Source organism: Bacillus sp. FSL K6-0138, from assembly GCF_037982765.1.
GTDB lineage: Bacteria > Bacillota > Bacilli > Bacillales > Bacillaceae > Bacillus > Bacillus glycinifermentans.
In genome coordinates this window covers 3,445,418-3,459,319 of sequence record NZ_CP150286.1, presented here as the reverse complement: position 1 = coordinate 3,459,319, position 13,902 = coordinate 3,445,418, and the positions used below count along the sequence as shown (strand labels likewise).

Here is a 13,902-nt window from a genome sequence, read left to right as displayed (position 1 = left end):
GACAACTGAATCGCAGCGTGACGGCTCTATACCTTCCGACTCTTGATTGACTTTTTCCATTTAAACAATAGAGGAAAGGCGCATGTCACGTTCATCTTTCGTACATGCGCCTTTTTTATGTCAAAAAGGCATGCTGCATAACCGGCGTGTCTTTTTTTTCAGAGAAAAAACATTCCGTCTTCCGATCCGGAGCGCGAGTGTTTTTCTATATAGATGAAAAGCCGGCCGAAACAGCCGGGTTTTCGAATATTTCAAAAGGAGGAATGGGTTATGCCACATGTTAGACGCGAGATCAATGACTGTAAGGAAAAGCTTGAAGGCGGCTAAAAAAGGAGTGGATATCAATGTTTTCTGTATTATGGAAGCTCGGCTGGTTTTTTAAAAACGCATGGCGGCGCTATACGATCGCGATCGTCCTGTTGTTAATCGTAAATGTACTTGAGATGTTTCCGCCGAAACTGCTCGGAAACGCGATTGACGATATGCAGTCAGGCGCTTTTTCGCCGATGCGGATGTTCGGTTATATCGGTTTATTGATCGGGCTCTCGCTCGTTGTTTACACGCTCTCATACAACTGGATGTATCAGCTGTTCGGCGGGGCGAATCTGATCGAAAAAATCCTCCGGTCAAAGCTGATGGGGCATTTGTTAAAGATGACGCCCCCGTTTTACGAAAAGAACCGAACAGGGGATTTGATGGCGAGGGCGACAAACGATTTAAAAGCGATTTCGATGACGGCGGGTTTCGGAATATTGACGCTTGTGGACTCAACCATGTTTATGCTGACGATTCTGTTTACGATGGGATTTTTGATCAGCTGGAAGCTGACGCTTGCATCGATCATTCCCCTTCCGTTGATGGCTGCGGCGATCAGTATATACGGAGGAAAAATTCATCAGCGTTTTACAGAGGCGCAGAAAGCGTTTGGCGATCTAAATGATCAGGTGCTTGAATCCGTATCAGGTGTACGGGTGATCAGGGCATATGTTCAGGAGAAAAACGATGTCAGGCGGTTTAACAGCATGACGGCCGATGTTTATCAAAAAAACATGAAAGTCGCGCTGATCGATTCGCTGTTCGAGCCGACGGTGAAGCTGCTTGTCGGAATCAGCTATTTAATCGGTTTGGGGTATGGGGCTTACCTTGTATTCCGCAACCAGCTTACGCTCGGGGAGCTCGTCTCCTTCAACGTATACTTGGGGATGCTGATCTGGCCGATGTTCGCGATTGGCGAGCTGATCAATATTATGCAGAGAGGGAATGCATCGCTCGACAGGGTAAATGAAACGCTTCGCTATCAGCCTGATGTGAAAGAAGCACCGCATCCTGAAACTGCAGAACCCGGAGATATCGTCTTTGACAAGGTCAGTTTTACGTACCCACGCTCAAGCTCGCGCAATCTTTCGGGGATTTCATTCACGGTTTTAAAGGGACAGACCGTTGGAATCGTAGGGAAGACGGGGAGCGGAAAAACGACATTGATCAAACAGCTTTTGCGACAGTATCCGGAAGGGGAGGGGACGATCAGCATTTCCGGTGTGCCGATCGGGCGTCTGCCGCTTGATGAGCTGTACAGCTGGATCGGATACGTGCCCCAGGATCATGTGCTGTTTTCAAAAACGGTAAAAGAGAACATTTTATTCGGCGGATTACGGGCAAAAGAACAGGAGGTAGAGGACGTGATTCGGGCCGCCCATTTGGAAAAGGATATTGAGCTTTTATCCGAGGGGCTTGAAACGATGGTCGGCGAGAAGGGAGTGGCATTATCAGGCGGACAAAAGCAGCGGATTTCGATTGCGAGAGCGTTGATCGCCAACCCCCATATTTTAATTTTGGACGATTCGCTGTCAGCGGTGGATGCGAAAACGGAAGCGGCGATTATCGAAAACATCCGCCAGAATCGGAAAGGAAAAACAACCATTATTACCTCGCACCGTATGTCAGCGGTCGAGCATGCCGATTTCATCCTTGTCCTGGAGGGCGGCAAAATCTTAGAGCGGGGAACGCATGAAGAGCTGATCGAAGGGAAAGGTTGGTATTTTGAGCAGTATGAAGCACAGAAGCTGCCTTCAGGGGAAGAAGGGGGGACTGTGGCATGAAGACCGGAAAACGGCTTTTTCAATATGCACTTTCTTATAAACGCATTTTGATCTGCGCCCTCTTGATGCTCGCGGTGGCCGTCGCAGCCGAACTGACAGGGCCGATGATCGGAAAAAAAATGATTGACGACCATATTTTAGGGATTGAAAAACCGTGGTATGAAGTCTCGGAAAAGAGCGAGTATACAGTTTCCTATAAAGGAAAGGAATACGTCAGGGAGGACAGAGCAGATTCAACGCTTAACAAGCGGAAGGAAGTCCGCGTTTTCCAAGTCGGCATGGCATATTATTTCGTAGATGAGGCCGTTCCTTTTGATGGAAAAAGGACGGCAGAGGACGGAGCATTGCGAATCACGGGTGGAGGACAGACTGAATCCTTTCCGGCCGTCCGGCTGTCGGCGTCTGAAGTTTTCTCGTTTTATGAACCTGAAATCAAAGGGCTTTTATCGCTCGTATTGCTGTACCTCGGACTTCTCATCGTCTCGATCTTTTTTCATTACGGGCAATTCTATCTTTTGCAGATGAGCGCCAACCGCATTATTCAGAAGATGCGCCAGGATGTTTTTGCCAACATTCAAAGGCTGCCTGTACGCTATTTTGACAATTTGCCGGCCGGCAAGATTGTCGCGCGGGTAACGAATGATACGGAAGCGATCCGCGACCTGTACGTTACCGTCCTGTCGACGTTTGTGACCAACATGATATATCTGGCCGGGATTTTTGCAGCCTTGTTCATGCTTGATGCCCGACTTGCGGCCCCCTGCCTGATCATATTGCCGCTGATTGCGGTTTGGGCGGCCTTCTACCGCAAATTTGCGTCAGGCTTCAATCATAAACTCAGATCGATCAACAGCGAGATTAACGCCAACATGAATGAGGCGATTCAAGGAATGCCGATCATTCAGGCATTCCGCCGCCAAAAGGACATCATGCGCGAATTTGAAGAATTAAACGACAGCCACTTTCGTTATCAAAACAAAATGCTCAATTTGAATTCGCTGATGTCGCATAACCTTGTCGGCGTTCTGCAAAAAGTCATGATCGCTGTTTTAATCTGGTACTTCGGAGGAGCTGCGCTCAATGCAGAAGGGATGATTTCGATCGGCGTTCTTTATGCATTTGTCGATTACGTGACCCGGCTGTTTGAGCCGATTACCGGGATCGTCAACCAATTTCCGAAGCTTGAGCTTGCAAGGGTATCATCTGAGCGTGTATTCCGGCTTTTGGATGAACCGGGTGTCGATGTTGGAGAAACGAGCGGAGACAGCGTGAAAGGGCATGTTGTGTTCGAGGATGTCTCATTTCGGTACGGCGATGACGGTGAATATGTATTAAAAAACATTTCGTTCGAGGCGAAACAGGGTGAAACCGTTGCCTTGGTCGGTCATACGGGATCAGGCAAAAGCTCGATTATGAACGTTCTTTTCCGCTTTTACGATATCCAAAAAGGCGATGTCAAAATCGATGGAACAAGCATTTATGATCGGCCGCGGCAGGACATCAGACAGCATATGGGCATCGTGCTTCAGGACCCCTACCTGTTTGCCGGTACGATTGCTTCGAATGTCAGCCTTGAGAATGAAGAGATCACAAAAGAGCAGATTGAAGCCGCATTAATGCATGTAGGGGCTGACAAACTGCTTGCCCATTTGCCTGAAGGCTTTGACGAGCCGGTTATTGAAAAAGGCAGCACCCTCTCCTCGGGGGAGAGGCAGCTCATTTCATTTGCAAGGGCGCTCGCCTTTGATCCGGCCATTCTCGTGCTGGACGAGGCAACGGCCAATATCGATACCGAAACAGAAGCCGTGATCCAAAAGGCGCTTGACGTTGTCAAAAAAGGGCGCACGACCTTTATCATCGCCCACAGGCTGTCAACCATCAAAAACGCTGATCAAATTCTTGTGCTTGATAAAGGGCAAATCATCGAAAAGGGCAATCATGAGGAGCTCATGAAACAAAAAGGGCAATATTATCAAATGTATGAGCTCCAAAAAGGCCGGGGAACGCTTGTGGGGTGAGCCCCGGCGTTCAATAAGCCAGTCCGGCCCGTGCGCGGATAAACCGGCCGCTTTCAAGTTGCGTGTAAAGAAAGTGGGCGGTGTCGCCGGTTGTAATCTCTTTTCCATTGATCGGCAAGAAATCACGCTCAACCCGGTACCTTTCACTTGCCGGACCATCGGGAAGATAGGTCGGGCAGACGATTGTCCAGTCCAGATCTGTTTTCACGAGGCGCTCATACACGTCGGCATGCTCTTTTGCCGCACGAGTTGAGCGCCTTTTTGATTCATCTGATTCAAAGCGGTAAAGTGACGGATGTTGCCTCGAATTTAAAATTCCGGCGGTTCCGATTGTGATCAGCCTTTTTTTGTTTTGTTCATTCATGGCGCGTATAATGTTTTGGGTGGAGACGGTCAATGTATCGTCTCCATCTGTATTTAAACAGCTGACAACGATGTCGGCTTCTCTTATTAAAGCTTGAACGTCATCCGGGTTTCTTGCGTTTCCCGAAAGCGTCCGGCAGCATGTATTCGGCAGATTTGGATGCTCTGAGCGGACAAGAGCGTAGACGGAATGTCTGCCGTCTTCTGCAAGCCGATTTAGAAAAGCTCGTCCGACACGGCCTGTACCTCCAAAAAGCGCAATCTTCATGACGTATCCCTCCCATTTGGTCTATCATACGTCAGATCGGCCGAAAGAAAAAGTCCAAGGAAAGCGATAAGCCGCATAAAACGGCCGAATATTGACGACATATTCGTGCAAGAGGGAAATCCCGACAAATTGAAGCAGTTCCCAGTTTATGCTTGCGACAAGCTGCATGCCGACTCCTCCTTTCTATCAGCATATGAAAACCAGAGAAGACGGGTGCGGGATTTTCCCATGCAAAAAGAAGGTGCAATAGTGCACCTTCTGCTTTAGCCATGATATGAAGTTGATGATTATTGTTGTCCGCCCATAGAAGCTTGAGCTTGAGCAACGAGACGTTTTGTAATTTCTCCGCCGACGGAACCGTTTGCGCGTGAAGTTGTTTCAGCGCCAAGGTTTACGCCGAACTCGGAAGCGATTTCGTTTTTCATTTGATCGATCGCTTGAGCGGCTCCGGGTACAAGCAGCTGATTTGAAGAATTTTGGTTAGCCATTCTTTTCAAACTCCTTTATCAATTAGTGTGGTTGGGCCGGCTGGATTTGCACCAGCTTGCGGCTGAAAGCCGCTGCCTCTCTGGCTGAGCCCAATGCTGCCTTGTACTACGTATTATGATGGATTGGAGCGAAATCCATGCATAAATCAATCTGGTAAATGTTGAAAGGTGAAATTTAAGCGGAAGGGGAAAGCTAAGGGAAAAAGCAAGGAGGATGCCACATGTGTCCTGTGTGCAATGGAATGCTGGCCGAGGCAAGGATTTGCCCGAGGTGCGGCAGCGAAATGGCCGATGCCGGGAGAGTGACCGATTTTTACGGCCCTTACAGCCCGTATATGGAGTTTGATTCTTTTATGCGGAAAGAAACGAGCTGTATTCATTTATATACATGCCAAGACTGTTCTTACGATGAAAGGGTTGAAATTGAATTGACCGAAGGATAGCGGGTGCTAAGCTTCGGTCAACTTTATTTCCTGTCCGTCATCCTTCAGAGCGGATGCGGAGCTCTGTTTCTTTATCAAAGAAGTGCGATTTATTCATGTCAAAAGCAAGAGCAAGCGTATCGCCTGCCTGGACGTCGGTCCGCGAATCGACCCTTGCGATGAACGGCTGGCCGCCGGCCTGGGAGTAAAGCATTGTTTCGGCGCCCATCAGTTCAGCAACTTCAATAGCTGCATCGATTTTTGACTCCTTCGAGGCTTCGATGAAGACTGGCTCGTCATGAATGTCCTCAGGCCTGATGCCCATGATGATTTCTTTTCCGACGTAGCCTTTCGCGCGCAAAATTTTCATTTTCCCTTCAGGAACAAGAACGGAAACATCGCCGAATGTAAAGGTTTTTTCCGTGAGCTTGCCGGTGAAAAAGTTCATTGCCGGAGAGCCGATAAAACCGCCGACAAACACGTTTTCCGGGTTTTCATAGACCTCTTTCGGAGCGCCGACCTGCTGGATGACGCCGTCTTTCATGACAACGAGCCTCGTCGCCATCGTCATCGCCTCTGTCTGGTCATGCGTGACATAGATCGTCGTCGTTTGCAGGCGCTGGTGGAGCTTGGTGATTTCTGCGCGCATCTGAACCCGCAGTTTGGCGTCAAGGTTTGATAAAGGCTCATCCATCAAAAACACTTTGGCGTCGCGGACGATGGCGCGTCCCAATGCGACCCGCTGGCGCTGGCCTCCGGAAAGCGCCTTCGGCTTTCTGTCCAAATACTGTTCAAGGCCTAAAATTTTGGCGGCTTCATGAACCCGTCGCTTGATTTCATCCTTCGGAAATTTTCTAAGTTTTAAGCCGAACGCCATATTGTCATAGACGTTCATATGCGGATAGAGCGCATAATTCTGGAACACCATCGCGATGTCGCGGTCCTTCGGAGCGACATCATTCATCCGCTTTCCGTCGATGGTGAATTCGCCTTCCGTAATTTCTTCAAGGCCGGCAATCATTCTGAGCGTTGTCGATTTTCCGCAGCCTGAAGGTCCGACAAACACGATAAATTCTTTGTCTTCTATATGAAGATTAAAATTGTCCACAGCTGTCACTTTATTGTCGTACACTTTGTAAATCCGGTCCAGCACAAGCTCTGCCATGTTTCTCCCCCTTTTTATGTAAGCGCTTTTATTTGTTTTCAGTTTATAAAATTGAATCATTCGTGTAAATGGACATGATGCACAATTTGGATTCGTGCACTTTGCTGTTTAGCGTGCCAATGCATTCATGATCATGTAGACGGCGCAAGCTTCTTCAAACTGTCTGATATCGATTGCCGTTTTGTCGATAAATCTGTCGATTCTGTACTGCAGGCTGTTTCGGTGGATAAACAGCCGCTTCGCCGTCAGGGAGGCATTCAGGTTGCACTTCATATACGTCTTGATGGTCTGCGCTGTCTCAGAGTCTGACAGCGCGTCTTTAACCAGATCCGAAAACGCCCCCGTCTTGATTTTCCCCGGCTTTGCCGTCATAAAAGACGGAAGGAACTGATAAAAAGAGGAGACGCTGCCGTGATCGTGATTCGCCAGAATATGCTGAAACATCTGTTTCTCAAAGCCGATTTTTTCCCGAAGCGAAGCGTTGATGTGATGAAGCTGGCCGCTGAAAAAGACGGGATTTGCCAAAAAATCGCTTGTCAGCGCGTCCGCAAGCTCTGTGAGCTGCTGTTTGGAAAGGGACGGTGACGGATCTTCATGAATGATCAAGGCTTCATGAAGGCTGTACCACACCACGAGAGGGCGTTCGAAAAATCCGCTGACCGCTTCCTTTATAGCGTATCTTTCTTCGGGGGAATGTTTCATTTTGAAAAAATGCCCTTGGACGAACTGAGCGTTTTGCGGGTTTTCCAACGGGGCATTTTCGAAAAAATACCGGTGCCATTCTTTCTCACGGGGCGTCAATTCCGATGGATGCGGTTCATAAAAAGGCCGGAACAAAGCGAAAAGCAGCCGTTTTTCCCGATCGGTAACCGCCTCTTTCAAGACGCCGAATGTCTCTCCGTCGTCCGTTTGAAACCAGAGTGCTTGATGTTTTGGAACCGATCCGGAAGCGACCAGCCGTTCCCCGTACAAAGCTTTTAATTTTTCCAGCATTTGAAAAACTTCCTTTTCTGTTTACTCGTAAATATGGAAGAGCATTAACTCATGAATTTCGCTTTTAAGCGATGGTTCATCATCGTGCGGCGGATAGACGCTTCCCCATTCGATTTCCCCTGATTGATGATAAATCCCTTCATAATGCGTTCCTTTATGGTAAAACGAGATTTTCCAGCCGGGCAGTTTTTCTTTTTTAAACAACGGTTTCCATTGAAAGTGAGAAATCATAAAGTGCCACGCTCCTTCATCGATTTCAAAACGATCCGCCGAACCAAGCTGCTAACTAGACGTTTGATTTGTTATCATTGTATCTTATTCACAGGAAAGATCATAGGGCTCTTTTCATAGAAAAATGCCGCGAAGAGTCGTGTTCTCCGCGGCTTAAGAGTTTTGCCACAGCTTCTCGGGAAAAAGGATCGATTGCTCGGTTAAGTAAGAAGCGTATTCAAAATTCATTCTTTTCGTCAGCCGGCTGACGGATGTTAAACCGGGATGGGCGAAGATTGCCCGCCCGGGCCGGGAGTTGGCTTCAAACATCCAGACGTTTTTCGATTCGTCCATTCCAAGATCAAAACCGATTTCCCCGATAAAGCCTTCCGTTTTTTCATCGATTACACTGCTGATCAATAGGGCCGTTTTTGTCAGCTTTTGCAGAATATGAAGCCGTTCTTTCGGATCATCATAGATTTGGGCTAGCGTTTTCACGACGCCGCCCTTTGACATATGGGTTGTAATCCCGCCCCTTTCCGCGATTTTGACGGCGATCGCCGTAACCGTCCATGTGCCTTTTCTGTTTTTGTTCGTATGGACTCTGAAATCGGCCGGGTGGCCGTCAATCCTGATCAGTTCAATTCCCTGCTGTGCGATATACGGGATTTCTTCTTTTCGCTTTTGTATGTCATTCAAAAATAGGTCCGCAGATGAATAAGATTTGTCACCCTCCGCATGCCTGGCAAGGAGCCCGTTTTCCCCTTGTCTGGATAGCTGGAAAATTCCGTTTCCAAGGCTGCCGTTGGCCGGTTTCACATAGACCGTGCCGTATTGGGCGACCATGTCGTCGAGTTTTTTTGCCGACGGCGCAAGAACCGAGTACGGAAGGAGCGGTTCCGTTCTTTCGTCTTCCCGCAAGGATTCGTATATGTCCCATTTGTTAAAGAAGCCGGGATTGAACCACGGAATGCGGTACTCGTTCATCAGCCGGGCTTTCGTTTCCTGCAAGGCGTCTTCATCCTCAGATTGCCTATTCGGCAATCTGTCATATACGACATTTGGGAGGGGAACGATCACTTCCTGCCAGCCATTTTCCCGAAAAATAAGGCCGCGCACCGTTCCGTCCTCCCACTGAATCTGGTGGGCGCCGAACATGTAGCAGTAGCCTCCGGCCGGAAGATCCATCGTCAAAAGCTTTGAAAAAAACAAAGAGCGCCCCCTGACCGGCGCAAGTTCCGACTTTGTGAAGCCGGCGGTGAAAATGCCGATTAAAGGGCCGATATAGACGGTGCTGTCGTGAAACAGCAATGCCGCTTTTCCGCGGTATGGAATCCGTAAATTTTTATACAGGTTTTCAGAAAGCAAAACGGTTTGCTTCAAGTCGCTCTCAAAGGAAACATGACACCTTTCAACAGTCGTTCCGAAAGCGGCGTACAACAGGCCTTCCTGTTTGTAAGAAGCCGGAAGCAGCATCATGTTTTCGCTGTTTTGGTGAATCCCGACCGTCAGCGTTTTAGCGTTCATTTCCTTCCAACTCCTTTCTTGTCCCGCGATGCCGCCAAAAAGGAGCAATATTCGAGGGGCCCGTTGTATAAAAGTTCCCTGTTTTCAGGAGAATGCTGTAAAAACGCTTTTTTCCCCGGCTTTGAATTGACGTCGAGGAGCCAGACCTTCCCGTCTTTCGTCAAACAAATATCAAGGCCGAGCTCGAACAATGGGCCGTGCCCTGATTCGAGCGCATGGGGGACGGCGTTTGCGATCGTATCTAAATCGTCGAGAAGGACGGCCTGCCGTTTTTTCGGAACACTTGACAGCCAGCTGTCAAAGCTTACGGATTCGGAATCTCCGGCCAAGTTGGTGAGCAGTCCGTGCTGATAGCTTCGTCTCACCGTTTTTCCGACGGTCTCCCATTCGCCGGAGCCGTTTTTCTGCAATAACAGCCTGATGTCGCACGGATACCCGTCTTTATCTTGGATGTCGAGAAACGTTTGCAAAAGGTAGCGGTGCTGAAGGACTTTTTTGCACCATGTTTCAAAAGAAGCCTGTTTTGAAAATGATTTGATTTGCTTATGCTTTCCGACCTGGTAGGCGGCTTTCACCGTTTTCCCGGAAAGCTCAAGGTGAATGATTCCCCGGCCTCCGGAGCCGTATGCCGGCTTCAAGATGCACGATTTCTCTTTCGCCAGCCGCCGAAGGACGGCCTGCGCGCTTGCGGCGAGCGATGTCGGCGGCAGGTAAGCCTGAAGGACAGGGTCCGCTTTCAACGCATTGTAGACCGTCCATTTTTCGGGAAGTCCGAGTCCGAGAAATTCTGTTTTCGGGTATTTTTTCAGCCATTCCACGATCGGCTTCGCTTTTTTCGACTGCTGGTTTCTGCCGTAGAAACAGCGGTCATAGATCAGCTCGGGGATTTCGCGTTCAACCTCGTTCCACTGTCCCGATTTCGGGTGGTAGGTCAATGCTTTCACAAGCATGGATCCCGGGGAAATATCCAAAGGAGTAAACCGGATAAAACCGATTCCGTAATCTGAAGCCTTTTTCGCCAATTCTTCGGCATAGGCTTTTTCATGCTGATGGGACAGCGACATAAATCCAAGCGTCATCATGCTTATTCCTCCTTGTTAAAAACCCTCCTGTACATGAACTCCTGTATCATGATTCGCATTCCATGGTTCGGGCTCTGCCACTCGCGAACAGAAGCTTTTCAAAAATATCCACCTGACCCATTCTATTTTTGTCGCGCCCGTATCATTCCCGAATTTGCCCGTCTTTTGTTCAGCTACTATAATAACGATATGCATAGATGGCCGTTGAGAAATGCAGTCTATGTAACAAGTCAGGTGAAACGGAAGGCAGTGGAAAGAATGAATGTTGTCGGTACTTTTATTTTCATGATCGTCATCGGCGCTCTGATCGGAGCTGTGACGAATCATTTTGCGATTCAAATGCTTTTTCGCCCTTATAAGGCGCATTACATATTCGGGAAGAGGATCCCTTTTACTCCCGGATTGATTCCGAAGCGGCGCGACGAATTGGCGAGGCAGATGGGACAAATGGTCGTCAACCATCTGCTGACAACCGAAGGAATCAAAAAAAAGCTGGCCTCTGACGCAGTCCAGAAACAGGCGGTACAGCTGGGCGAACGGCTGATTTCAGCTGCAAGCGAATCACAGATGACCGTTGCAGAAGCGCTTGAAGCGATCGGGGTGACCAATGCAGCTCAGAAAGCGGATCAATTTGTAAACAAATGGACGGATGAAAAGCTATCCGCTTATTTGGCGACATATAAAAACGAACCATTGAAAGACCTGATCCCAAAAGAAGCCCAGGACAAGCTGAGCGAAAAACTCCCGATGGTGTCAGACTATATTTTAGAGCGGGCTGTCAGCTACTTTGAAAGCGAAGCAGGAAAAAGCCGGCTTGGCAATATGATTGACGATTTTCTGAAGGAGCGCGGCATGATCGGCAGCATGGTGCAGATGTTTTTAGGAAACAGCAGCCTCGTTGACCGCGTCCGGCCGGAGATCCTGAAGTTTTTGAAAAACGATGAAACCGCCCGGCTTTTAACAGATCTGCTGCAAAACGAATGGGACAAGCTGAAAGAGTACTCGTTTAAAGAAGCCGATGAAAAATGGAACCTGGAAAACCTCATCATGAATGTGAAGAAAAAGATCATGACAAGGTTTTCCCTCGCGCCATTTTTCGAAAGAACAACGGGGTCGTACGTCTCCATGTTTGAAACGGATGCAGCAAAGCGCCTGCCGGAGGTGACCGGCCGTTTGCTTGACGCGGCGTGCCGCCATCTTGATGACGTGCTGAAACAGCTTCGTCTCGAAGACATCGTTAAGGAGCAGGTCGACAACTTTCCGGTTGAACGGCTGGAAGAAATGGTTCTGTCGATTTCCAAGCGCGAATTTAAAATGATTACGTATTTGGGCGGGCTGCTCGGCGGAATCATCGGGGCGATTCAAGCCGTTTTTGTCATTCTGTTTTAAAGATGGAAACGGAATTGAAAGTATAACTGTGAAAAACGCTCCATAGTCTGTTATAGTGGAGTGGTGCCATATCCATAAGAATGCGGCAGGAAAGGAGCGTATGAAACATGACGGTCAATTTATACGACTCGGCTTACGATTTGGAAAAAGCCTTGCGCCAAAGCGATGAATACTCTCAATTGAAGGGCCTTTACGATGATGTAAATGCTGATCCTTCGGCAAAAAGGATGTTTGACAATTTTCGCGATATCCAGCTAAGACTTCAGCAAAAACAGATGAATGGTGAAATGATCTCCCAGGAAGAAGTTGAACAAGCGCAAAAATCTGTGGCACTTGTTCAGCAACACGAGAAAATTTCAAAGCTGATGGATGCAGAACAGCGGATGAGCATGCTGATTGCCGAATTAAACAAAATCATCATGAAACCGCTCGAAGAGCTTTACGGACATCCTGAAAGCTGATCAAAACCCCCGCTTTCCATTGAAAAGCGGGGGTTTTTTTATGTGCAGCCGATCCAGCCCGCCGGACTATACTTAATTAAGTAAACAAATAACTTCATTAATTTTTAAAAAAGACTTGTCAATTGATGAAATTGCTGAGATAATACAATGTGTAAGTGCTTACATTTTGCCGGGATACGATCATGAGCATATACGACTAAGCGGCAAAAGCTAAGGGGTACAGAGAATAAGCGCATATGCCGGTCAGACAAAAGGGGTTTATTATATCTTTTGCGAATTGAATGAAAGGGGCATTGAATTCGCAGTTTTTCAATAAGGGAGAATCATGATCGTATCCGAAAGATGCGAACGAAAAGTCTGTGCAGACAGGCTTTTTTAGTTTGAGGTCTGTTCTAAAGGAGCCCTTCGGGACATATTCTCTATAACAGGTACAGTCATCAAAGAAGGGGGACCTCCAGGTGTCAAAACAAATGCTTGCGCTGAATATAGACGGAACGCTGCTTCGGACAAACGGACGGCTTCATCCCGCAACGAAGGAAGCGATAGAATACGCTAAGAAGAAAGACGTTTATGTAACGCTTGTGACGAACAGACATTTTCGCTCCGCGTTAAAAATCGCCAAATCGCTAAAGCTCGATGCAAAGCTGATCACCCATAGCGGTGCAATTATTGCGGACAAAATTGATGAGCCTTTTTATGAAAAACGAATTTCTGAGGAAAAGACGTTTAATCTTGTTCAAATATTGGAGAGCTATGACTGCAATATCAGGATTCTGCACGAAAAATATTCGATCGGCAACCGGAAAAAAACAAACTCAAATCTGCTCGGAAAGACGATGATCCATCCGTCAGACCCGATTTTTTACCCCGTGCAGTTCGTCGATTCCTTGAGCGATATGCTGATGGATGAACCGGTCAGCGCGCCGGTCATTGAGGTTTACTGCACGATGGAAGAAAAGAAAGAGATCACGCATACGATCGAGAATGCCTTTCCTTCAGTAGATGTCATCCAGGCCGGGGAAAAGCTCTTGATCGTTCAAAAAGGGGTTTCAAAAGAATCCGGTTTGGCGATGCTTGCGGCAGACCTCGGCTTTAAAATGGAGGACGTCGTCGCGATCGGGCATGATACCGATGATCTCCCGATGATTGAACTGGCGGGGATGGGCGTCGCCATGGGGAATGCCCCTCAGGAGGTCAAGCAAAAAGCCGACTGGGTGACGCGGTCCAACGATGAACAAGGCGTCGCCTACATGTTAAAAGAATATTTCAGAAAGCAGCAAAGCAAAGACTTTCTCAAAAAATTTCATATCAGAAAAGTGTAAAACGGATGTTCATCCCTGTTTTCTAAGAAAACGGGGATTTTATTGTTGGCCTGCATTCTTTACAGCGGCAGTGCTTTTTTCGGCGATGTGTTCCT

At 48.0% G+C, this 13,902-nt stretch carries 14 protein-coding genes; 6 read left to right on the top strand and 8 right to left on the bottom strand.

Annotated features, from left to right (window positions below):
- The first annotated feature begins 344 nt into the window (after positions 1-344).
- Positions 345-2,099, top strand: a complete 1,755-nt coding sequence (locus MHB78_RS18315; RefSeq protein ID WP_046129748.1) for an ABC transporter transmembrane domain-containing protein — start codon at positions 345-347, stop codon at positions 2,097-2,099.
- Positions 2,096-4,117 carry an ABC transporter ATP-binding protein gene (locus tag MHB78_RS18310; RefSeq protein ID WP_046129749.1) on the top strand — a complete coding sequence of 674 codons (2,022 nt, stop codon included), beginning with the start codon at positions 2,096-2,098 and terminating at the stop codon, positions 4,115-4,117. Before MHB78_RS18315 ends, MHB78_RS18310 begins: the two co-directional genes overlap by 4 nt.
- Before the next feature lie 10 nt (positions 4,118-4,127).
- Here MHB78_RS18310 and MHB78_RS18305 read toward each other — a convergent pair whose 3' ends face one another.
- The 3 genes from MHB78_RS18305 to MHB78_RS18295 form a co-directional block, all read right to left on the bottom strand.
- Complete coding sequence (locus MHB78_RS18305) at positions 4,128-4,748, bottom strand: NAD(P)H-binding protein (protein WP_046129750.1); 621 nt, start codon at positions 4,746-4,748, stop codon at positions 4,128-4,130.
- A gap of 24 nt (positions 4,749-4,772) precedes the next feature.
- The gene (locus tag MHB78_RS18300) at positions 4,773-4,916 is read right to left on the bottom strand and encodes a hypothetical protein (protein WP_164918138.1); all 144 of its coding nucleotides are present in this window, start codon (positions 4,914-4,916) and stop codon (positions 4,773-4,775) included.
- Positions 4,917-5,035: 119 nt separating this feature from the next.
- On the bottom strand, positions 5,036-5,236 hold the full coding sequence (locus MHB78_RS18295) for an alpha/beta-type small acid-soluble spore protein (protein WP_046129751.1): 201 nt from the start codon (positions 5,234-5,236) through the stop codon (positions 5,036-5,038).
- Positions 5,237-5,457: 221 nt separating this feature from the next.
- Between MHB78_RS18295 and MHB78_RS18290 the strand changes: the two genes are divergently transcribed.
- Positions 5,458-5,679 carry a hypothetical protein gene (locus tag MHB78_RS18290; RefSeq protein ID WP_046129752.1) on the top strand — a complete coding sequence of 74 codons (222 nt, stop codon included), beginning with the start codon at positions 5,458-5,460 and terminating at the stop codon, positions 5,677-5,679.
- Between the two features lie 37 nt (positions 5,680-5,716).
- On the opposite strand, the gene ugpC is transcribed toward MHB78_RS18290, so the two are convergent.
- The 5 genes from ugpC to MHB78_RS18265 form a co-directional block, all read right to left on the bottom strand.
- Entirely contained in the window at positions 5,717-6,823 is a 1,107-nt protein-coding gene (ugpC, locus tag MHB78_RS18285; protein WP_046129753.1) for a sn-glycerol-3-phosphate ABC transporter ATP-binding protein UgpC, read from the bottom strand.
- A 108-nt stretch (positions 6,824-6,931) separates the two neighbouring features.
- Entirely contained in the window at positions 6,932-7,816 is an 885-nt protein-coding gene (locus tag MHB78_RS18280) for a helix-turn-helix domain-containing protein (protein ID WP_046129754.1), read from the bottom strand.
- Positions 7,817-7,837: 21 nt separating this feature from the next.
- A complete protein-coding gene (locus tag MHB78_RS18275) occupies positions 7,838-8,047 on the bottom strand; it encodes a YheE family protein (protein WP_046129755.1) in 210 nt (69 codons plus the stop codon).
- A gap of 153 nt (positions 8,048-8,200) precedes the next feature.
- Entirely contained in the window at positions 8,201-9,553 is a 1,353-nt protein-coding gene (locus tag MHB78_RS18270; protein WP_046129756.1) for a YheC/YheD family protein, read from the bottom strand.
- On the bottom strand, positions 9,550-10,635 hold the full coding sequence (locus MHB78_RS18265; protein ID WP_046129757.1) for a YheC/YheD family protein: 1,086 nt from the start codon (positions 10,633-10,635) through the stop codon (positions 9,550-9,552). Before MHB78_RS18265 ends, MHB78_RS18270 begins: the two co-directional genes overlap by 4 nt.
- Positions 10,636-10,893: 258 nt before the next feature.
- On the opposite strand from MHB78_RS18265, the gene MHB78_RS18260 reads away from it, so the two are divergent.
- The 3 genes from MHB78_RS18260 to MHB78_RS18250 all read left to right on the top strand — a co-directional run bounded on the left by MHB78_RS18260 (position 10,894) and on the right by MHB78_RS18250 (position 13,807).
- Positions 10,894-12,024: a DUF445 family protein gene (locus tag MHB78_RS18260; RefSeq protein WP_046129773.1), complete on the top strand. Its 1,131-nt coding sequence runs from the start codon at positions 10,894-10,896 to the stop codon at positions 12,022-12,024.
- A 107-nt stretch (positions 12,025-12,131) separates the two neighbouring features.
- Complete coding sequence (locus tag MHB78_RS18255; RefSeq protein WP_046129758.1) at positions 12,132-12,485, top strand: YlbF family regulator; 354 nt, start codon at positions 12,132-12,134, stop codon at positions 12,483-12,485.
- Positions 12,486-12,943: 458 nt separating this feature from the next.
- The gene (locus MHB78_RS18250) at positions 12,944-13,807 is read left to right on the top strand and encodes a Cof-type HAD-IIB family hydrolase (RefSeq protein WP_046129759.1); all 864 of its coding nucleotides are present in this window, start codon (positions 12,944-12,946) and stop codon (positions 13,805-13,807) included.
- The last annotated feature ends 95 nt before the right edge of the window (positions 13,808-13,902 follow it).